The sequence below is a fragment of the Clostridium sp. FP2 genome (assembly GCF_011065955.2).
GTDB lineage: Bacteria > Bacillota > Clostridia > Clostridiales > Clostridiaceae > Clostridium_AD > Clostridium_AD tagluense.
This window is the reverse complement of sequence record NZ_JAAMNI020000001.1, coordinates 3817009-3838089: the sequence shown is the minus strand read 5'-3', so window position 1 is coordinate 3838089 and position 21081 is coordinate 3817009. Positions and strand designations below refer to the sequence as shown.

Below are 21081 nucleotides of genomic sequence, written 5' to 3'. Positions count from 1 at the left end.
GCAAGCTCTAGTAATTAAAATCAGTTTAGGATTACTTAGCGCAGCGAACAGAAGTTGTAGTAATATATACTTTTTTTGTTTTTTTATTTTATAATTAATTCAAATAATTTTTTAGCTGCTTTTTTAGGGCCATCTTTTTCCTGACCTTTTATACCTAAGGAAGTTCTAATTTGTCCAACTTTTACTCCTGTTTTGAAAAACTCCTCAAAATACTTCTCTATAAGAACATCTACTAGTTCTTGTTTTTGAACAGGTCCAAAAGGATTTGCAAAATAAGAGGTTACAAGGCCGAGTTCTGTAGTTGTGCCCTTTGCCATCCTTGCTCCTTTTTTACAAACATCAATTGCATCCATTGGATTTGTAAAGAAGGTAATTTCTTCATTTCCTTCTTTTACCTCTTCATAATTGTTTGCGTAGAGGAATAAGTCTATAGGGTATCCCTTAATAATATCTTTATAGCTTGCTACTGGCATAACAAGTCTTGCATTAATTTTATCAGGATTCATAAATATACTTCTGTCAATTTCTTTAAAAGCATAACCAGCATCTAAATCATCTAGTCTTACGAAAGCACCAATCTCTGTTCCAAAGCCTAATGGCTTTCCACCTTCATTCATAGTTACAACACCCATGTCATCAAAGACTATGGTCATGTCACTGATGTAATCTCCACTTAAACTTCTAAAGGCTTCTAAGCATTCAGACTTACCTGCACCACTATCACCCATAATAACAACATTTGCGCTTTTACCATTATTCATAACAACATTAACCATGGCGCCATGAATTGGTAAATGACCTCTTTTAATCATTATTAGGTTATGCAGAGTTAAGGCCATTTTTTTTACATATCCGAAGTAATCAATTTCTTCACCATAACTTATATATCCAAGCATAATATCATTTTCACTATCATCATAAAATACGGTTTTGACTTTAGGAGAAGAATCCTTAGCTCCAAAAACAAAAACTATATCTGGTTTAATGCCTCTGTATTCTTTCTCTCTCGCCATTTCAAATAGGTTACATAGAGTTATTGCATGAGCCATAAAATCTCTGTGAACATAGATGAATGCAAGAAGTGTTCCTACTTTTGCAGGGTAACAAAACCAATGGTCAGTGCTTAGGGTACAATGCTCTAATGGATTTTCAAAACATTCATTAAAAATACCATCTCGAGTGTTTCTTTTAGGGTAGCTTATATAAGGTAAATCCAGCATTATTGATTCAATAAAGGGAACGTCTTTTAATTTTTCATATCCAGAAGGCAGAGGCCAATTTGCATTATTAACAATAAGACCAGCATTACCACCAGCAGGCAGTTGTCTGTAAACCGTAGGTTTATGGCCAACTACATTCTCTTCAATTTTTCTATACAAATTAAGTATAAGCATGGAAAAATCATTGTTAGCTTCAATAAAACTTGTTTTTTCTAAACCATCATTAATTTTATTGTTTTGAATTACAGTATATCTTTCAAGCTTTCTCCAAAAACCATAAAAATCTTCTATAAAATCAATGAAGGAATCTTTGTTATTTATAAGAGAACTATATTTAGTATTTAAATTAATAATTTCATTTACATTTAATATAGACAGAAGTTTAAACAAATGTATCATGAAAACATCTAAATCCTCATTTTCTGTATGGGCATTTTGGATTAAATATTTATAGATATTTGAATTTTTCTTCTTTATTTTTTTGAGATAAGCGTTAAAAACTCTTTTAAAGCCATTACTTTCTAATAATTTTTCAGGGCTATTACAGTATTTTGCAGTGAAATTTATCATTACATTATCGTTACTTAGCGAAAATTCTTTTTTCAAATTGGCACCTCCATAGGTTAGTACATATAATTAGTGAAATGAATTTTGTTGGGTTTAATATTATCATAAATAACTTAAAATAATTCATTTCTATACTATAATACTCTAAAAATGAATTATTGACAATGGTAAAGTTGCAAAATTATAATTTACCATATTAATATTAATATTGATACTATCAATATATGGAGTATGATGGAAAAGCGAATTGTTATTTATATGTGTCTTATCATAAGAATATATTAGATCAAATGAGAATTTCAAATAAAATTATACTATAATTTTTGGAAATTCTAAGATATAATAATTTTGGGCGTATAAAAACAAATAACAAGTCAAAGTAAAGGGCGTGACATAGTGAAAAATAAAAAAACACCTCATTTAATGGCAATTATTTTAATGGTTATGTGGAGCTTATCTTATTTAAGTATAAAGGTTATAGTGGAAGAGGTAAGTCCTACTTTATCAGCATTTTATAGATTTATGCTCGCCGCAGTAATTTTATTTATAATATTAAAAGTAAAATACCCTCAAGAGAAAATTCTAAAAGAGGACAAGTTTAAAGTAGCATTGGGTGGGCTCTTTGGAATAGCAATATATTTTATATTTGAAAACTATGCTGTTGCAAATACCTCTGCATCAAATGTGGCAATTTTAATTGCAACTATACCAGTATTTACTCTGTTTTCCCAAAGAATATTTTATAAAGAAAAAATGAGCTATGGAAAAATCTTTGGTGCTACATTAAGCTTAGTTGGAATTATTATTATAATTGCATCTAAGGAAAGGGTAAGCTTATTTTCAAAAGGTAGCATAGGAGATATCCTGGCTCTGGGAGCAGTATTTTCTTGGCTAATTTACAATAGGGTTTGTAGTAATTTTAAAGGGAATTATAGAAGTATAACTATAACTACCTATCAAATCATGTGGGGGTCATTATTCTTAAGCCCCTCACTATTTTTTAGTACTGTAAAAATGCCTTCTACTACGGTCGTATTAAATATAGTGTTTTTATCAATTTTCTGCTCTTGCATTGGATATATAGCATATATATATTGCCTAAAACAACTTGGAGCAACAATCATTACTACCTATATAAACTTACAGCCTGTTATGAGTCTAATTGCTGCGGCAGTAATCTTAAATGAAGTCGTTACAATTTGGCAGGTAATAGGGTGCATTGTAATAATAATGGGAGTGACTATAGTGAGCTTTGATGGTAAGTTTAACTTTAAAAAACTTAAGAAAGTATGAAATTTATAATGTGATTTTTTTCTCATAGAACGCATTTGTAGCAATATATACTTTTAGTTATAGCATACTATGAGAAAAAGCAGGTAGTACAAATTATAGTACTACCTGCTTTTTATAAATTTAAATTAATCTTCATCAGGAAACATTACATTTACTATGTCTACAATGGTTTCATTACAAATTTTATAATTAATTTGCAAGCCATTTCTTTCACCTTGGATAATTCCTAAAGATCTTAGCTTTTGAAGGTGTTGAGAAATGGTGGATTGAGGAAGGTTTAGGCAATCCTGCATATAGCTAACATTGCAGCTACCTTTTTTCATAAGCCCTCTTATAATACAGATTCTTACAGGATGAGCAAGAGCCTTTAGTAATTCTGCAATCTCTGTATATTCTTGGAAATCCTTATTCATTGCTTATCTCCTTTTAAAATCCATTCTTCTACCATGACGATTTTTACGCTTGCCGATAGAGGAAATTAATAGCACAATTAAACCTAAAACTACAACTAATAGAATGGTAACTATAGTGTAGATTATTATATTGTCTTTAATAAGGGTAGATTTTGAAATCGTTGGATATAATTTATAGCTCTTTTGAGCATCTCTTTGTTTAAATTCTAAAGTTCCAACAGAAGTCTCTTTATTAAGCTTCCATGCATTTAGGCTTTCAGCTTTAACAATAGTTTGTGGTTTCACATCATTATTATAAAAAGTCACATCTTCCTTTGACTCTAATGGAATATTAACTGTTCTTTCTGGTCCTATGAATGGAATAACCTTATAGTGCACAGAAATTGTTTTTACAGCAGTGTTTTTTTGATGTAGTACTTCTTTTTTAGCGGCATAACTAAAGTCGATTAGGTTTTGCATATCCTCAAAGACTTTTGTATCTTTTGCATCATTCTCCGAATTCATAACAACGCCTAAGATATGGCGACCATTCCGTTCATATATAGAAATTAAGCATCTTCCAGCCTTTAGCGTATAGCCGGTTTTACCACCTATGTTACCATCTACTCCAAGAAGTTTGTTTCTATTTGCAACAATAGCGGAAGGCCCTTTAGCAGATTTTATTGAGCTTGTTTTTTTAGCCATGGATTTTTTTACCCATTCATTTTTATAAGCAGCTCTACCTAAAATAGTTAAGTCATAAGGGGTTGTAAAATGTTGATCATTTATATCATCTAAACCATTTGGAGTGATAAAATGAGAGCCTTTCATCCCTAGTGCAGTCGCTTTGGCATTCATCATTTTAGCAAAACCCGCTGAATTTCCACCAAGGTTATCTGCAATCATATATGCAATATCATTTCCAGAATAAAGAAGCAGTCCATCCATTACGTTATCAGCTGACATAGTATCACCTATTGCTACAGGATGAACATTTAGGTTATAAGAGAAAGGTGGCTGCTCCTTTGCAGTTTTTGTATAGGTCAAATTATCAGTTGATTTCTTATTTTCAGCAAGTATCAAGGCTGTAATAAGCTTTGTAATGCTTGCTGGATACATCTTATTATCAATGTTTTTGGTGTAAATAATCTCATTAGTATCTATATCTACAGAAATAGCAGCTTTACCAATTAATTCAAGAGGTTTAACGGCAGCAAAGGCAGTTGTAGAAAAGGCTAGTGTAAATACTAGTGCAAATAATAAAAGTCGATTTCTTCTTTTCAATTTTCATCTCTCCATTTATATTGAATTTTATATTTATCTACTGATAAATACAGAATAAGTATATCATTTTAGGTTATTAAGAACAAGGTACATTGTTTAACGACTTAGGTATAGTATTATTTTAAACTAAGAGGTTTTTCTTATATTATGCTATAACGAAAAGTATATATTGCTAGGAATGCAATCGCTTCGCCAAGTAATTCTAAACAAAATTTAGTGAAAGATACTAAAAAGTTCAAACTCGCTAGCGCTCAAACATGAACTTTTCTTAACGTATTTTTCACTAAATTTAGTTAAGAATTGCTAAGGCTTGCTCGATGTATTCTACGCAATATATACTTTTGTTAGCATAATCTAAGAAAAACCGCTATTAATTTTAAAAGAACATGAAATTTTACGTTTAGTCGATTACGGTAAAATTTTTTTTCTTTTGGTTTTCGTCATATTTCTCAAGCATACACATAAATATTGTTGATATAAATGCTACCAGACCTAAAACCAGCCATGCTGATTCTATGCTAATATATCCTAAGGCTTTGCCCATAGTTATGGGTCCTAAAGTATAGCCTAGTCCAAAGATTATGGGAAGAACGGCATTCATTCTACCTCTATGTGACATAGGTGTATGATTTGCAATAAATGGTGTAACACTTATTGACAAAATAATTTCTCCCAAAGTAAATATGAAGACAGATACAAAGAAGAAAGGTAGTGTATTTAATATGCCTAGCATCCCAAAGCCAAATGCATATAAAAGGCCTCCATAGATCATTTTTCTAATGTGTTTCGTGTTTTGTGACAGTTTAGTTATAAGTGGAGTAAAAAGCATAACTATTAATCCATTAAAGCCAGCCATTAAACCATAGTATTTGGCTCCTAGGTTTAGAAAATTTTGCGCTGAATGTATTGGCATCATAAAAGACCACTGGGAATAAACAAAATTGTACCCTAAAGTACATAATGCAAAATATATGAGTATTGGTCTCTTTAATAGTACTGATATTATTGAGCCTTCTTCCCTAGATTCTAAATGCCTATTTTCCACTGTAATCTCCTGTTTTGTAAGATGTATAGTTTCTTTAATGAAAATAAATATTAAACTAAGGGATATAAGTGCTGTTACCGCATCCCCTATAAATACAAGCGGTAAATAATTTTCATAGAGAAGGCCACCAATAATGGGGCCTATGGCGAATCCAATATTCCACCCCATATAGGATAATGCATAAGCACCATCCCTATTTTCAGGTGTAGTTAAATCTGCAATAAGAGCATCGTGAGCCGGACCAGCTACAAACATACTCATAGCTGCAAGCATCAACACGTAAATCATATTTATAGATGGATTCATAAATCCACAAACAATATATAACATGGCAGATAAAAAATCAAATATAATAATAACCTTTTTCCTTCCAATAATATCAGTTAATTTACCACCAAGTATAGCTGCGGGCATAGATATTAATCCTGCTATACTAATGTAAGCTCCTGACACACTCATAGATAGGCCAATTTTCTCTGTGAGAATAAGGGTGAGTAATGGCATGACAAAGCATCCCATAGCATTTATAATTTTTGAAATAAAAAGCACATATATCTCTTTTGGTAGCCCTCTATAGGGATCGAACAATGCGGATATTCTTTTCAATTTTTAGTCCCCCTCTGTAAAAAACAAAAGTATATGCAACAGTTGCAATACGTTATAATTTGATGTTGTGTAAATTTTAACATTTTTTTAATGTTATGTAAATATTAAAAAATGTTCACAATGCTTGAACCCATCATTATAGTACACTAATTTATTAGCTTGTAATCATATTTTTAACAAAACAAATGTTTTTAATAGACTTGTGTGATATTATTAATTTGAATATAAATTGGTGGTGATTAACATGATAAATAAGCTAGAACAAATATTTAAAGGTAGAAATTCTAAGCCAATAGGGGAATTTAAGGAAAGTGCAGTTATGATATTACTTACAGAGGAACTGGGCGAATTATCTGTAATATTTGAAGTGCGCGCTCTTAAATTAAGGAGTCAGCCAGGAGATGTATGTTTGCCTGGTGGGAAAGTGGAAGAAGATGAAAATCCAAGGGAAACTTCTATAAGAGAAACCATGGAAGAACTAAATTTAGAAAGAGATCAAATTGAAGTTATAGGAGATATGGATTATTATATAAGCCCCTATGGAAATATAATGTATGCGTTTGTAGGAGAACTAAAATATGGAGAAATAAACCCAAGCGTTGATGAAGTGAGTCACATATTTAAAGTTCCATTAAAATTCTTTTTAGAACATGAGCCACTGCTTTATAAAATGGAAATAGGACCTGTAAATCAAGAAGGTTTTCCTTTTCATTTAATAAATGGAGGGAAAGATTATAATTTTAGAAAAGGGTATATGGATGAGTATTTTTATGAGTATAATGACTATATAATATGGGGTTTCACAGCGCAGATCATTAAAAGCTTTGTCGATGTTTTGCAAAATAGTAACAATATTTAAATTAACACTGTAGATAATTTACAAAAAGAGCTGTAACAAAATAGAAAATAATTTCTATTTTGTTACAGCTCTTTTTAATAGAAGGAACTATTTACTCCCCACAAGCTTATTCTTCTTAAGGAATAATGAAACGCTTAACACAATAACTGCTAAATACACAAAAACATATATAATTGAAATTAATCCTGATTTATTGAAAAATTTTAGATAGATAAAAGCAGCTTGGGAGATAAAAGCCCAAAAAAGGGAGATAAAAGCCATAATATTATTTCTATGTCTCCAATTGTCAGGGTCTTTCATGGAGCCAATAATTTTATCTCGTCTTTTACTTTTATCACCTGTATTAATTACTAGAAATTTGTAATATAAGAAAAAGACAAAGGCTATTATAGAAATCCCAAAAAATATATAGGCTAAAGAAATATTTGTTATATTCAAAAAAACCACTCCTTTTAGAAATATAATTGCTAAAATGATTATAAAATCGCATTTTATATAATTAATGTGCCCTAAAAGTTAAAACATATGTTTATTTCATATACTTAATATATAATATTTCCAACATGCATAATTTAAGTAATCAAAAAAAAGAGTGGAAACCCACTCTTTTTTATAAAAAATTATTCTTCCTTGTCTGAGACAACGCTTTCAAAATAATCTGTTCCCCATTTACACATAACATCTAATATAGGCATTACACTTTTGCCTTGTTTTGTTAAAGAGTATTCTACTTTAGGAGGAACTTCTGCATATACTTTTCTATGAACCATTTCGTATGCTTCCAATTCTCTAAGCTGTTGGGTTAGCATTTTTTGTGTTATTATGCCCATTGACCGTTTTAATTCGCTGAATCTTAATACGTCATTTTTGGCTAATTTCCAAAGAATAATTGGCTTCCATTTTCCACCTATAATATCCAGTGTTAACTCTATGGCACAACTATATTCTTTATTATTTATTTTCATTGGTTTATCTCCCATGATTACCTCCTAATTTTACGCTGGATAGGATAACTGCTATTAGAACAGTAAGTACATTAAGATACTAAGCGCTTTAGGATACTAAGGCACTTATAAGTTAGTACTTGATTTAAAAACCTCTACTATTTACAATTATAGCATTGATATATTTTATATGCAATATTTCAGTAATATAAATTCCATCTAATGTGTTTGTAAAATGAATTTGAACAAGCTTTACTAATTTCAAAGTTCACGAGGTATAATAAACACATAATTAATACAAATTATTTTGAAAAGAGGGAAAAAAATGAAAGAAATTTATAATTGGCACAATGAGTCCATAGGATTAAAAGTAGTGGAGGTTCTTAAAAAAAATGGGTTTTCAGCGCTTTATTGCAAAAGTGGTGAGGAAGCTTCAGAATTCATAATGAAAAATGTACATAAGGGAGACCGAGTAGGTTTTGGAGGATCCATGACTATAAAAAAACTTGGGATACAAGAAAAGGTAAAATCTTTGGGAGGACATGTATTAGATCATGGTGATCCAACTTTATCATCAGAAGATAAAATGGAAACTATGAGGGCGGAGCTACTTTCAGATGTTTTTTTATGTAGTTCTAATGCTGTAACTTTAGAGGGAGAACTTGTAAATATTGATGGAGTAGGGAATAGAGTGGCAGCAATGAGCTTTGGACCTAAAAAAGTCATTGTTGTAGTGGGGGTTAATAAAATTTGCAAAAATGAAGCTTCTGCTTTTGAAAGACTGGAACAAATTGCAGCACCAATGAATTGTAAAAGATTAAATATGCCTAATCCTTGTACTAAAACTGGAGTTTGTAGTGATTGTAGAGCGGATACTAGAGCCTGTAGGATTTACTCTGTAATTAAAAGAAAGCCTATGAGAACGGATATTACAGTAGTTGTAATTGGTGAGGATTTCGGGTTTTAACGACATTTCAGAAGGAAAGTAATCTAGTTTTATAATTGGGAGTCTAAATTTCCTTCTGAAGTCGTTAATATTGCAGCACCGCAGGTTATGATTTAACGACATTTCAGAAGGAAAGTAATCTACTTTTATAAAAGGATGTTATAAATAATTAGGTCTAGATTTCAGTATTGTATGATTATTGTGAATTTTTTCAAAAAACACTTCAATTTATTGTTAAAATGTCTTATAATGTTACCACGGTGACAATGTTACTAGAGTAACAAATTATGGGAGTGGGGTGATAAGATGTTACAGTGTCCTTTTCTAACAACTATGGAAGAAGAGATAGACTGTTTTAAGGAGTGTGCATTCTATAAATGGGCAGATAATGGTGGGAAATGCCCATTTCTTGATTTGAAAAATTTCAAACCTTTCACTATTAAAAATATTTCTGACTATGATTTATATAACGATGATAAAACTTCTCCATTAAGAATGCTGTATAAAGAAAAATATACATAGTATTCTTACAGGTGCATGTGTATTATTTCTAATAATTAGGATATAATTTATTTTATAGTTAATACAAAACAGGGATGTGAATTTAAATGGAAAGAACCTTAGTTTTAATTAAACCTGATGGAGTTAAACGTGGACTAATTGGAAAAATTCTTAATCATTATGAAGAGAAATCACTAGAAATTGTGGCATTAAAATTGATTACTGCCACAACGGACGATGCTAAAGAGCATTATAGGGAACATGAGGGAAGAGGATATTTTGAGGAATTAATAAATTATATTACTGAAGGCAAACTATGTGCAATGATTTTGAAGGGTGAAAAAGCTATTGATGTGGTACGTAAAATTAATGGAGATAAAGATCCTGTAAAAGCAGAACTAGCAAGCATAAGAGGGGAATTTACACTAGATAAAACTCATAATTTAGTTCATGCCTCCGACAGCCCTGAAAGTGCAGAACGTGAAATTGCCATCTGGTTCTCTGAGCTTACATGTAAAGATAGTTATAAAAAAACTGTGGATTTGCTGCGAAAAATTGATGGTCCATTAATAAATGTATAGTTTATGATTTAATTTCACCTATTGAATATTATATTTGATTTGAAAAAATATTAGAATACTGATTGTTCAAAATTTAGACAATCAAATAACGTCCGCTGGTAACCCAGAGGACGTTATTTTTTCATCTCTAATGTGAACCACAATTTCCAGAGCAACCACTACAGGATGCACTATTAGACTTAGGACAATTTCTCTTACTATCTTTTGTAGAAACTGTTTTAACCCAAAATCTAGAATCACTATAGGCTATTGTGAGTTCCATAATGCTATCCAAGAGAGTTTCATCATATAATATGGGTAAATCATCAATATTATTTTTTATGTCTCCTGTTTTAAAATTGTCTAAGTAAATGTCAACTTTTGCTGATTTACAGCAACCACTTACGTACATAAATCTTACGCTGGTATATTCATTCGTTTGCTTAAGCATTTCTATAAGCTTGTCATGAGCATCTTTGGAAAGTTTGATTTTTAAAGTTTGATCCATAATACCTCCTTGTATTCCTTTAGGCTAGATAATAAATTTATTCATATTACTGCTCAAAGGTTTCGGAATAATAATTTAATAAGCCTTGCTTAAGATTCCATAAATCCGAAGAAAGATCCACATAATAGGCATGAGGATTTTCAAATCTTAAAACTTCGCTCCATAATTTAGAAACTTCTTTAGCAGAGAATGCTTTTATATCCATAACAGACGGTGATTCATAAATCGGCTGTCCATTTTCGAAAATTTTAACCATAAGATCTTTTATATAGAAATTTTTAATTTTTTTCTTTTTCCAAGTATATATAGAATTAAATATTTCAAGGGGTTTAGTTTCATCTATTTCCTCATTGTGTAAGGTAATTAAATCTGCAATGGCCTTGTGGGATGTTTTATCGAAAATTCTATATAATTTTTTGAAAGCGGGATTGGTGATTTTTTCTTCATTTTCACTAATCTTAATTTTTGGTATTATTTCTCCGTCATTTTCCACAGCAACAAGTTTATAAACACCGCCAAATACTGGTTCTGATCTTGCAGTAATAAGTCTTTCACCTACACCAAAGCTATCAATTTGTGCCCCGCTTTCCAAAACCCCTCTTATAATATATTCATCAAGAGAATTGGAAATGGTGATTTTTACATCCTCATATCCAGCTTCATCTAACATTATTCTAACTTTTTTAGTTAGATAGGTAATATCACCGCTATCAATTCGAACTGCTTTAGGTCTTTTTCCCATAGGTTTAAGTACTTCATTAAATACCTTTATGGCATTAGGAACACCAGAGAGTAGTACATTGTAAGTATCTATAAGCAGTACGCAGTTATCAGGGTAAGTTTCAGACCAAGCTTTAAAGGAATCGTATTCATTATCAAAAAGTTGTACCCAACTATGGGCCATAGTACCAAGGGCTGGAATACCAAACATTTCTTCAGCTATAGTGCAGGCAGTACCAACACAACCACCAATAACAGCAGCACGAGCTCCATATATAGCACCGTCATAACCTTGGGCACGTCTAGAACCAAATTCCATAACAGGTCTGCCTTTTGCGGCTCTACATATTCTACTTGCTTTAGTAGCTATTAAGGTTTGATGATTTATTGTGAGGAGTATCATTGTCTCAACGAATTGAGCCTGCATAACAGGTCCTTTAACTATAACTAAGGGTTCACCAGGAAAAACAGGATAACCTTCCGGAACTGCCCATACATCACAGGAAAATTTGAAATCCCTTAGATAATCCATAAAATCATCTGAAAAAATATTTTTGCTTTTTAAATAGGATATATCATCATCTGAAAATTTTAAATTTGAAAGATATTCAATTAATTGTTGTACCCCTGCCATTATACAATAGCCACCACCGTCAGGTACTCGTCTAAAAAACATATCAAAGTAAGCAATCTTATCTTGAACATTATTATGAAGATAACCATTTCCCATAGTTAATTCATAAAAGTCTACGAGCATTGTTAAATTTCTTTCATTCTGCACATTAAAATCTTTTGAGTGTTTCATAATTTTTTCCCCTTTGAAATTTAATAAAAGTATATAATGGAATTATAACATATTTATATTTTAATGTTTAAATAGGATTAATACAATAGTATTTTGGGTATAAACATAATATATGACAATTGAATGAAGGTGGAGAACAAACATAATATGAATAATAAAGTGATTAACAGTAGAATAAATTCAAATCTAAGTGAGCAGCAAAGAGCAGCAGTTTTTTCAGATAATAGAAATTTACTAGTTACTGCAGGACCAGGATCTGGAAAAACCGTAGTTATAGTTAATAGAATTGTTCATTTAATAAATGAGCAAAATATTAACCCGAGTAATATTATAGTTATTACTTTTACAAGAGCTGCAGCTATTAATATGAAAAATAGATATATTGCTATCAATGGAAAAGAGAGAGTTCCGTTTTTTGGAACATTTCATGGCTTGTTTTATAAGATTCTTAAAAATTATTATGGACAGATAAACATAATTGATACTCTAGAGGTGTATAAGCTAATAAAAAATGTACTGATGTCCTATTTAGATGAAGTAAGCGATGAAAAAGTAAAGGAAGTAATAAACAATATTTCCGTATTTAAAACAAGTGGAAGAATAATTGATGATTTTGATTCAAGTATTGATAAGGGAATATTTATAGCAGCTTATAATATTTATGAACAGTATAGGAAAGAAAAAAACTTATATGATTTTGACGATCTTCAAATAGGCTGTAGAGATTTATTTATAAAAAATTACAAGATATTAACGGGATATAGAACCTTATTCAAGCATATTCTAGTTGATGAATTTCAAGATTGTGATTCTATGCAAGTTGATATACTAAGACTACTAAATGAAGACAGTTCTATTTTTGCAGTAGGAGATGAGGATCAATGTATTTATGGGTTTAGAGGCTCGAATCCTGAATGCATGGTGAAGTTTTCACAGCATTTTGAAGGGGGAGGCAAAGTTCCTCTTTCTACTAATTATAGATGCCCAAAGAACATAGTAGAAATATCTATGAATATTATAAAAAATAATAGCATGAGAAATGAAAAAACCATAGTAGCGTTTAAAGAGCAAGATGGTGGTATTGCAGTACTTAATAATATAAATGAAAACTCTCAGGCAGAGGAAATCAGTAACATTATTCAAAGTCGCCATGAAACACTGGATAAAAATTATAAGGATAATGCCATATTGTACAGAACAAACGTGGAGTGTAGAAGTTTAATAGATGTTTTTATAAAGAAAAGAATACCTTTTATGCTCTTAGATAAGGAATATGATTTCTTTCAACATTTCATTTGTAAGGATATAATTGCATACTTAAAACTAAGTATTGATAAATCCGATAAAGAGAGCTTCCTTAGAATAATTAATAAACCTTTTAGGTATGTAAGTAAATTAAATTTAGACAATTTAAGAAGAAATATTGTTAAAGAAGACTGTTTTGAAACCGTAAAGGAAATTTCCGGCGTGCCAATCTTTCAAATGAAGATGCTAGATAAATTAAAAAAAAGTATTCACATTTTAAATAAAATTTCTCTAAGAAGTGCTATAGACAATATAGTTTTAAGTATAGGCTATCATGACTATATTAGAGAGTATTGTACTAAGTTTAAGATAGATTTAGGTGAGATGGAGGATGTCATTGAAGAGTTTAGGCAATCCATAGATGGGTATAACTCTATAATAGCTTTTCTAGCTCATGTAGACCAGGTTAAAGAAGAAATTAGTAAGGGAAAGAAAAATACAAATGAGGATGCGGTAATACTTAGTACAATTCATGGCGTGAAGGGTATGGAATTTAAAAATGTATATCTTATTAATTGTAATGAGGAGAATATACCACATGTAAATAGTATGGACAATAACATAGAAGAAGAAAGAAGATTGTTTTATGTAGGAATTACAAGGGCCATAGATAATGTTTGGTTATGCATTTGTAAGAGTGTAAAAGGAAAAGCTAAGGAAACCTCACGATTTGTTGTGGAATGCAATATTATAGGGGGATTACCTACAGGGCTGCCTTTTCAAGAAGGGGACATTATACTACATAAAAATTTTGGCAAGGGAAAAGTAATTTCAATTACAAGTAAAGATTTAGATTTGAAATTTGAGGGTGGAATTACAAGAAAATTTGATGCGTCGGTATTGTATAATAACTCATTAATATCAAAAGTGTAGAAAAGAATTTGGGGTTAAATTATATGATTTATGTATTATATTATCTAGTTGCAAAGCAATTAAATAACACATATAATGTAATAGGGCGTAATATTTAACACGGAACACCAATATGTTATACTATAAAAGGTAGTCCTATTAAGGAGGAATATAATGGTTGCATTTAAGAAAATGTGGGAAGATGTACGATTAATTTTGTCAAATAAAGAATACTCAGAAGTAGAAATTTTGGAGAGATTTAACTGTGGGTTTACAGTTAAAGAGCGAGATAATATTATTTTTATTACAAGAGATGACTTTGTGGATTTTTGGTGCAAGCTATTGTATTATAATGAGTTATCATTGGAGCAGGTTTTAAAAGAGGATAAATCAAAACCAAAATATATTTACACTATTATAAAACAATTACCTTATATATCAGAAAACTCTGGAGTAATTAAGTTAATACAGTAGTTTTGTTGAAAGTTGCTATATAATGTTATATAATTTTAATAAGCTCATATTCTATGAATATGAGCTTATGTACATTAAAATAATTTTGTGAGGAAGAGGTATACAAATGGAAATCACAAATGTTAACGCAGAGGATATTATATTTGCTTTAGATATAGGAACAAGATCCATCATAGGGACAGTGGGGGTAATAGCTGAGAAAAAATTTCAAGTTATTGCTGAAAGTTACATAGAACATGAAGAAAGAGCTATGATTGATGGTCAAATTCATGATATTCAATTGGTAGCTAGTGGAGTAAAAAAAATAAAAAAAGAATTAGAGGGCAGTTTAAAGATTTCATTAACTAAGGTTGCTATTGCGGCTGCGGGAAGATTTTTAAGGACAACTGAAATAAAGTCTGAAATAGAAATTGAGGGCGATAATGAAATTGATAGGGAAGTCATTAGAAGTTTAGAGCTTACTGCAGTTAAAATGGCTGAGGATGAAGTTAATAAGTCCACACAAGGTAAACTTTATTGTGTAGGATATAGTGTGAAAAATTACTATTTAAATGGATACATAATCTCCAATCTAAACGCCCACAAAGGAGAAAAGATTGCAGTAGAAATAATTGCGACCTTCCTTCCACGCTCAGTGGTTGATAGTCTTTATGCTGTTATGAATAAAGCTGGACTTGAAGTTGTAAGTTTAACCTTAGAGCCAATAGCTGCTATGGAAGCTGCAGTGCCACAGAATTTAAGATTATTAAATTTAGCCTTAGTGGATATTGGAGCAGGTACCTCGGATATTGCGATTAGTAGCAAGGACAGCATAAGTGCTTATGGTATGGTGCCTATTGCAGGAGATGAGATAACTGAAATAATAGCGCAAGCTTATTTAGTTGATTTTAATACCGCTGAAATAATTAAAAAGCAGTGCAGTGGAAAAGACAAAATTCAATTTATAGATGTTTTAGGCTTTGAAAATGAAATAGAGCCAGAGGATGTATTGAAAATAATTAACCCTACAGTTACGAAGATTTCAGAAGAAATTGGGAATAAGATAATTGAATTAAATGGAGGAAAGGCTCCTAATGCAGTATTTCTAGTAGGTGGGGGAGCACATACACCTTTTATTAAAGAAAATATTGCTAAAATTTTAAATCTACCAATTCAAAGGGTTGCAATTAAAGGTCGGGATGCAGTAGTTGACTGTATATGTGATGGTAACCTTGGAAGCATAGGAGTTACAGTTTTAGGCATTGCACTTATATCAATAAAGAAACTAGGTCATGATTTTGTTGACGTCACCATAAATGATAAGATTATAAGTCTATTTAATGCACATAAACATACGGTTATGGATGTAATGGTACAATCAGGCATAAACCCGAAAATATTGATTGGCAAAAATGGACGTAATATAAGATTTGTAGTTAATGAGATAAAACGAGTGGCCTTTGGAACTCTTGGCACGGGAGCAGAAATAAGGATAAACAGTATACCTAGTAATATTGATTCTGAGGTAAAAGAAGGCGATGTTATTGAAATTGATTTCTGTATTGATGGAAAAAATGCTGAGCCTAAAATTATGGATTTTGTGAAGAATATTCAAGCTGTGAGTTTTTATTTTGATGATATAATACAAAATATTGAGCCAGCAACATTTATTAATGGCGAAAGGTCGCGAATAAACGCTGTAATAAAAGAAGATGACGATGCTCGCATAGTGTTCCCTACTACAATACAGGAATACGCAAATTATTTCCCTGACATTGCATGTGGTTCAACTTTTATAATGAATAATAAAGAGCTACAAAAGGATTATATTATAAAAGAAGGGGACAGAATATATAGTGTAATTGAAAAGGATGAAAGTATTGTGGAAGAACAAGAGGTGAAACAAGCTGATATACCCTTTGAAATTCACAAGGAAATAGAAAATAAGGAGTCCATAGTTAATGAGAAGCAGGCTAGCACAGAAATTGTACATACTAAATTAGAAAGCGGAGTGCCAAGTGTTATTGTTGAAGTTAATAAAAAAAACATTACCCTTAAAAATAAAGAAAAATACATATTCCTTGATATATTTGATTATGTAGAGTTCGATTTATCTATTTCAAAGGGAAACTTAATACTGACGCTTAATGGAAGCAAAGCTAGTTATTACGAGACGCTAAATAATGGAGATGTAATCCAAATGTATTGGGAAAATAGCATTAGTACATCCTAAATAAAATAAATTGCTTATTTTGAAAGTGACTAACAATTAAAGAGGTGTAATTATTGAATTTTTTAGATAGGGCAAAAAGTATTGAAAGTGAGTTAATAGAAATAAGGCGTGATCTTCATGAAAACCCAGAACTAGGCTTTAATTTATTTAGAACATCTCAAAAGGTAAAAGACTTTTTATCAGTAGAGGGAATTGAATTTTATGAAGTAGCTGGAACAGGAATTTGTGCTATTATTCGCGGCAAGGGTGAAAAAACCATTGCGCTAAGGGCGGATATGGATGCACTTCCCCTAGAGGATAAGAAAACATGCAGTTACGCATCAAAAACTTTAGGTAAAATGCATGCTTGTGGGCATGATGCTCATACCACCATACTTTTAGGAACAGCAAAAATATTAAATAGCATGAAAGATGAAATCCGAGGCAATGTTAAATTGTTTTTTGAACCAGCAGAAGAAACTACTGGTGGTGCACCAATTATGATTAAAGAGGGAGTGCTAGAGAATCCTAGAGTAGATGCTGTTATTGGACTTCATGTAGAAGAGTGGCTAGAAGCTGGGACTGTTGGTTTAAAAAGAGGTGATGCCTATGCAGCATCAAATCCATTTACTATAAAAATAATAGGTAAAGGAGGACATGGTGCAAGTCCACATATGACTATTGATCCTATTGTAATAGCTAGCAATGTTATTATTTCTCTTCAAAACATTGTAAGTCGCGAAATTCCACCCACAGATGCAGCCGTTATAACTATAGGTTCCATTCATGGAGGCACAGCTCAAAATATTATACCAGAAGAAGTGACAATATCAGGGATTATTAGAACTATGAAAAGTGAACATAGGGAATATATAAAAAAAAGATTAGTCCAGGTAGTAGAGGGCATTGTGCACTCTATGAGAGGCAAATGTGAAATTGATATAGAGGAAAGCTACCCTTGTCTTTATAACAACGATAAACTAGCGGAGATGTTTGAAAAAAAAGCAAGTGAATTAATTGGTGAAGACAATGTTTATAAATTAGACCAGCCTACTATGGGAGTGGAAAGTTTTGCTTATTTCTCAATGGAAAGACCATCACTATTTTATTTTCTAGGAAGTGGAAACGCAGAAAAGGGTATAGTAAATCCGGCTCATGGAAGTTTATTTGACATAGATGAGAGTTGTATAAAAGTAGGTGTAGCTATGCAATGTAAATTAGCTTACGAATTTTTATTGAATTCATAACCCATATTAGTATATAATTGATGCTTGATGTGTTTTTTTAAAAGTGTAAGTTGATTTATTACAAAATAAATTAGATTATCTGAGGATTCGTCATTATATAAAAGAACAAGAGATAGAAGAATTAGGAGGATATGGATGAGGATAGAAATTGGAGCAAATGAAGCAGGACAAAGAACAGATAAATTTATGAGAAAAGTACTTGGTGATGTACCACTTAGCAAAATATATAAAGCATTTAGAAAAGGTGATATTAGGGTCAATGGTAGCAAAATAAAGGAAAAACATTCACTAGTAGAAGGTGATATTGTTGAAACAAAATATATTACCAGTGAGTTTAAAAAGGAAGAGTTTAAAAGAATTGAGAATAATTTAAAAATAACTTTTGAGGATTCAAATATATTAATGGTGGAAAAATGGCCAGGTGTTTTAGTTCATTCTGATAAAGTGGGCGGCGAAGCTACTTTAATAGATTATGTGCTTTCTTATTTATTTGATAAGGGAGATTACAGACCAGAAAATGAAATAACCTTTACCCCAGCACCATGTAATAGACTAGACAGAAATACTTCAGGTATAGTTATCTTTGGTAAGAATTTCAAATCTCTTAAACTTTTGAATGAAATGATAAGAGAGCGAAACGTTGAAAAATTTTATATGGCACTAGTAAGTAATAGGATTAAAGATGGAGTTTACGAAGGATATATACGTAAAGATGAAGATGCAAATATATCACAGGTATTCGACACTCAAATGCCAAATACAAAAAAAATAGCAATGGAAGTTAAAACTTTGCAAAGTTGTGGTACATTCTCTTTAATAGATATCAATCTTTTAACAGGAAGAAGCCATCAGCTTCGCGCACATTTAAGTCATTTAGGAAATGCAATTGTTGGTGATTCAAAATACGGAGATAAAAAAATGAATAGTTTTTTCAATAATAAATATGGTTTAGATTATCAATTTCTATATGCATATAAGGCGACCTTTAAGAATTGCCCAGAAGAACTATCTTATATGGAGAACAAAACTATTGCAGAAAGTTTACCACCAGTATTAAAAAAGATTAAAAAAGACGTATTTAAATTTTAGCAGGTGGCTTAACGATATTTTAGTATCGAAGGTGATGATTTAATGAGTGAAAGGGCAAATTTAAAAAAACAATCTACCACAAAGGGCTTTGCCATATTATCAGCGGCAGGTTTTATGGTTAAGATTTTATCTCTACTTTATGTACCTTTTTTAATAAAAATATTAGGGAAAGAAGGGTATGGTATATATGCACGTGCATACCCTATATTTATATATATATATATATTAACAAATGCTGGTATTCCTGTTGCTATATCCAAGATGGTATCAGAGCTCATAGCAATAGGAAATTACAAAGATGCGGTGAAGACTTTTAAAATAGCTAGATTTTTACTTTTTCTATTAGGGCTGATTATGTCATTATTAATGCTTGTTTTTGCAGGACAGCTAGCAAACATAACAAAAAGTGCTACTGCAAGGCTAGCCATTATGGCACTGGCACCAACTGTTTTAATAACATCGGTATTATCAGCTTATAGAGGGTATTTCCAAGGTAGAGGAAATATGACCCCCACTGCTGTATCACAGGTATTAGAGCAAATTGCAAATACAATATTTAGTTTAGCTTTTGCAGCGTATTTTATAAAATATGGAATATCAGCAGGGGCGGCAGGGGGAACCATTGGTACATCTTTAGGAGCACTAGTTGCTGCAATATATATGATTTATGCCTATGAAAAAAATAAAGTGTTTATAGTACCAAAAGGATATAATAAATTAAATATAAAAAGATTAACTACTAAAAAATTAATAAAAAAATTATTAAGTTACGCTATGCCAATGACAGTATGTTTAGGAATACAACAAGCAGGATTACTAATTGATTTAAGGTTAGTTCAATTAAGAATGTTTGATGCTGGAATTGTTGAAAAACAGGTTGCTATTTTATGGGGTGTATTAACTCAATATACAACATTGATAGGTGTGCCTATAGCCATTATCTCATCTCTAGCTATAACCATTCTGCCATCTATATCTAGCTTAATGGCACTTAGAGATAGAAAAGCTGTAAGAAGCAAAGTTAATTATGCCTTTAGACTATGCTTTTTAGTGGCAGTACCTTCCGCAGTTGGACTTGCGGTTTTATCTAAACCTATAATAGAGCTTATACAATATGATTCTGATGTATCAAGATTACTTATATATGGTTCAGTGGTAATAATACTTATGGCTGTGGTTAGTATTCAAACTTCAATTCTTCAAGGGCTTGGAAAACTTTACTTAGTTACCTTTTATGCAGTAATCGGGTTAATAGGCAAAATAATTATTAATTATATTTTTGTAGCCATACCAAGCATTAATATATTGGGTGCTGTTATGGCCAATGGAGTAAGTTTTGCCATAATTTTAATACTGAACCATAATACTATGAACAAAGTGCTAAGGATTAAAGTTAGTCTATTTAGTCATGCAATTAAACCAATAATAGCATCAGGTGGTATGGCGATAGTGGCTAAAATAGTGTATGGTAGCTTTAATTTTACATTTAGTTTTGTTCGCGAGGGTTATGTTGCTAATGCTTTTGCTATATTAGTTGCTATGCCTTTAGCTATATTAACTTATTTCTTCATCTTAGTGATAATAGGCGGAATAACTAAAGAAGATTTAGGGGTATTACCTCACAAGATTAAGAAACTTATACCTAAGTATATTTTAAATAAAATCAGGTAGAA

Annotated in this window: 19 protein-coding genes; 11 read left to right on the top strand and 8 right to left on the bottom strand. The window is 31.2% G+C overall.

Annotation, left to right across the window (positions count from 1 at the left end; genetic code table 11):
- Positions 1 to 83: 83 nt before the first annotated feature.
- The gene (locus G9F71_RS18385) at positions 84 to 1826 is read right to left on the bottom strand and encodes a phosphoenolpyruvate carboxykinase (RefSeq protein WP_164949216.1); all 1743 of its coding nucleotides are present in this window, start codon (positions 1824 to 1826) and stop codon (positions 84 to 86) included.
- Positions 1827 to 2183: 357 nt separating this feature from the next.
- Between G9F71_RS18385 and G9F71_RS18380 the strand changes: the two genes are divergently transcribed.
- Positions 2184 to 3080 carry a DMT family transporter gene (locus tag G9F71_RS18380; RefSeq protein ID WP_164949215.1) on the top strand — a complete coding sequence of 299 codons (897 nt, stop codon included), beginning with the start codon at positions 2184 to 2186 and terminating at the stop codon, positions 3078 to 3080.
- Between the two features lie 125 nt (positions 3081 to 3205).
- On the opposite strand, the gene G9F71_RS18375 is transcribed toward G9F71_RS18380, so the two are convergent.
- From G9F71_RS18375 to G9F71_RS18365, 3 genes are all read right to left on the bottom strand, one after another.
- Positions 3206 to 3493: an ArsR/SmtB family transcription factor gene (locus G9F71_RS18375; protein ID WP_164949214.1), complete on the bottom strand. Its 288-nt coding sequence runs from the start codon at positions 3491 to 3493 to the stop codon at positions 3206 to 3208.
- 3 nt (positions 3494 to 3496) lie between these two features.
- Positions 3497 to 4756: a D-alanyl-D-alanine carboxypeptidase family protein gene (locus G9F71_RS18370; protein WP_164949213.1), complete on the bottom strand. Its 1260-nt coding sequence runs from the start codon at positions 4754 to 4756 to the stop codon at positions 3497 to 3499.
- 400 nt (positions 4757 to 5156) lie between these two features.
- Positions 5157 to 6407 carry an MFS transporter gene (locus G9F71_RS18365; RefSeq protein ID WP_224626480.1) on the bottom strand — a complete coding sequence of 417 codons (1251 nt, stop codon included), beginning with the start codon at positions 6405 to 6407 and terminating at the stop codon, positions 5157 to 5159.
- Between the two features lie 244 nt (positions 6408 to 6651).
- Between G9F71_RS18365 and G9F71_RS18360 the strand changes: the two genes are divergently transcribed.
- Complete coding sequence (locus G9F71_RS18360) at positions 6652 to 7266, top strand: NUDIX hydrolase (RefSeq protein ID WP_164949212.1); 615 nt, start codon at positions 6652 to 6654, stop codon at positions 7264 to 7266.
- A gap of 87 nt (positions 7267 to 7353) precedes the next feature.
- Here G9F71_RS18360 and G9F71_RS18355 read toward each other — a convergent pair whose 3' ends face one another.
- Both G9F71_RS18355 and G9F71_RS18350 read right to left on the bottom strand, forming a co-directional pair.
- Positions 7354 to 7704 (bottom strand): hypothetical protein, encoded by a 351-nt coding sequence (locus tag G9F71_RS18355; RefSeq protein WP_164949211.1) that lies wholly within the window; start codon positions 7702 to 7704, stop codon positions 7354 to 7356.
- 182 nt (positions 7705 to 7886) lie between these two features.
- Entirely contained in the window at positions 7887 to 8246 is a 360-nt protein-coding gene (locus G9F71_RS18350; protein ID WP_164949210.1) for a winged helix-turn-helix transcriptional regulator, read from the bottom strand.
- Between the two features lie 289 nt (positions 8247 to 8535).
- Between G9F71_RS18350 and G9F71_RS18345 the strand changes: the two genes are divergently transcribed.
- From G9F71_RS18345 to ndk, 3 genes are all read left to right on the top strand, one after another.
- A complete protein-coding gene (locus G9F71_RS18345) occupies positions 8536 to 9177 on the top strand; it encodes a lactate utilization protein (RefSeq protein ID WP_164949209.1) in 642 nt (213 codons plus the stop codon).
- Positions 9178 to 9489: 312 nt separating this feature from the next.
- Positions 9490 to 9678: a hypothetical protein gene (locus G9F71_RS18340; RefSeq protein WP_224626476.1), complete on the top strand. Its 189-nt coding sequence runs from the start codon at positions 9490 to 9492 to the stop codon at positions 9676 to 9678.
- Between the two features lie 86 nt (positions 9679 to 9764).
- Positions 9765 to 10238, top strand: a complete 474-nt coding sequence (ndk, locus tag G9F71_RS18335) for a nucleoside-diphosphate kinase (protein WP_164949208.1) — start codon at positions 9765 to 9767, stop codon at positions 10236 to 10238.
- Positions 10239 to 10365: 127 nt separating this feature from the next.
- Here ndk and G9F71_RS18330 read toward each other — a convergent pair whose 3' ends face one another.
- Together G9F71_RS18330 and G9F71_RS18325 are read right to left on the bottom strand one after the other, a co-directional pair.
- Positions 10366 to 10725, bottom strand: coding sequence for a hypothetical protein (locus G9F71_RS18330; RefSeq protein ID WP_164949207.1), 360 nt, complete (start codon positions 10723 to 10725; stop codon positions 10366 to 10368).
- Between the two features lie 46 nt (positions 10726 to 10771).
- Complete coding sequence (locus tag G9F71_RS18325; RefSeq protein ID WP_164949206.1) at positions 10772 to 12250, bottom strand: nicotinate phosphoribosyltransferase; 1479 nt, start codon at positions 12248 to 12250, stop codon at positions 10772 to 10774.
- A gap of 147 nt (positions 12251 to 12397) precedes the next feature.
- Between G9F71_RS18325 and G9F71_RS18320 the strand changes: the two genes are divergently transcribed.
- The 6 genes from G9F71_RS18320 (at position 12398) to G9F71_RS18295 (ending at position 21079) form a co-directional block, all read left to right on the top strand.
- Complete coding sequence (locus G9F71_RS18320) at positions 12398 to 14428, top strand: ATP-dependent helicase (RefSeq protein ID WP_164949205.1); 2031 nt, start codon at positions 12398 to 12400, stop codon at positions 14426 to 14428.
- Between the two features lie 153 nt (positions 14429 to 14581).
- Positions 14582 to 14881, top strand: a complete 300-nt coding sequence (locus tag G9F71_RS18315; RefSeq protein ID WP_125003926.1) for a hypothetical protein — start codon at positions 14582 to 14584, stop codon at positions 14879 to 14881.
- A gap of 106 nt (positions 14882 to 14987) precedes the next feature.
- Positions 14988 to 17093 (top strand): cell division protein FtsA, encoded by a 2106-nt coding sequence (locus G9F71_RS18310; RefSeq protein ID WP_164949204.1) that lies wholly within the window; start codon positions 14988 to 14990, stop codon positions 17091 to 17093.
- Positions 17094 to 17146: 53 nt separating this feature from the next.
- Positions 17147 to 18319, top strand: a complete 1173-nt coding sequence (locus G9F71_RS18305) for a M20 family metallopeptidase (RefSeq protein ID WP_164949203.1) — start codon at positions 17147 to 17149, stop codon at positions 18317 to 18319.
- Positions 18320 to 18454: 135 nt separating this feature from the next.
- Positions 18455 to 19408 carry an RluA family pseudouridine synthase gene (locus tag G9F71_RS18300; protein ID WP_164949202.1) on the top strand — a complete coding sequence of 318 codons (954 nt, stop codon included), beginning with the start codon at positions 18455 to 18457 and terminating at the stop codon, positions 19406 to 19408.
- A 42-nt stretch (positions 19409 to 19450) separates the two neighbouring features.
- The gene (locus tag G9F71_RS18295; RefSeq protein WP_164949201.1) at positions 19451 to 21079 is read left to right on the top strand and encodes a polysaccharide biosynthesis protein; all 1629 of its coding nucleotides are present in this window, start codon (positions 19451 to 19453) and stop codon (positions 21077 to 21079) included.
- Positions 21080 to 21081: the final 2 nt, after the last annotated feature.

What these genes read in the sequence shown, in the direction of transcription:
- G9F71_RS18375 (WP_164949214.1), bottom strand. Translation starts at nt 3,493, where the DNA reads ATGAATAAGGATTTCCAAGAATATACAGAGATTGCAGAATTACTAAAG.
- G9F71_RS18360 (WP_164949212.1), top strand. Translation starts at nt 6,652, where the DNA reads ATGATAAATAAGCTAGAACAAATATTTAAAGGTAGAAATTCTAAGCCA.
- G9F71_RS18350 (WP_164949210.1), bottom strand. Translation starts at nt 8,246, where the DNA reads ATGGGAGATAAACCAATGAAAATAAATAATAAAGAATATAGTTGTGCC.
- G9F71_RS18345 (WP_164949209.1), top strand. Translation starts at nt 8,536, where the DNA reads ATGAAAGAAATTTATAATTGGCACAATGAGTCCATAGGATTAAAAGTA.
- G9F71_RS18340 (WP_224626476.1), top strand. Translation starts at nt 9,490, where the DNA reads ATGGAAGAAGAGATAGACTGTTTTAAGGAGTGTGCATTCTATAAATGG.
- ndk (WP_164949208.1), top strand. Translation starts at nt 9,765, where the DNA reads ATGGAAAGAACCTTAGTTTTAATTAAACCTGATGGAGTTAAACGTGGA.
- G9F71_RS18330 (WP_164949207.1), bottom strand. Translation starts at nt 10,725, where the DNA reads ATGGATCAAACTTTAAAAATCAAACTTTCCAAAGATGCTCATGACAAG.
- G9F71_RS18325 (WP_164949206.1), bottom strand. Translation starts at nt 12,250, where the DNA reads ATGAAACACTCAAAAGATTTTAATGTGCAGAATGAAAGAAATTTAACA.
- G9F71_RS18320 (WP_164949205.1), top strand. Translation starts at nt 12,398, where the DNA reads ATGAATAATAAAGTGATTAACAGTAGAATAAATTCAAATCTAAGTGAG.
- G9F71_RS18315 (WP_125003926.1), top strand. Translation starts at nt 14,582, where the DNA reads ATGGTTGCATTTAAGAAAATGTGGGAAGATGTACGATTAATTTTGTCA.
- G9F71_RS18310 (WP_164949204.1), top strand. Translation starts at nt 14,988, where the DNA reads ATGGAAATCACAAATGTTAACGCAGAGGATATTATATTTGCTTTAGAT.
- G9F71_RS18300 (WP_164949202.1), top strand. Translation starts at nt 18,455, where the DNA reads ATGAGGATAGAAATTGGAGCAAATGAAGCAGGACAAAGAACAGATAAA.
- G9F71_RS18295 (WP_164949201.1), top strand. Translation starts at nt 19,451, where the DNA reads ATGAGTGAAAGGGCAAATTTAAAAAAACAATCTACCACAAAGGGCTTT.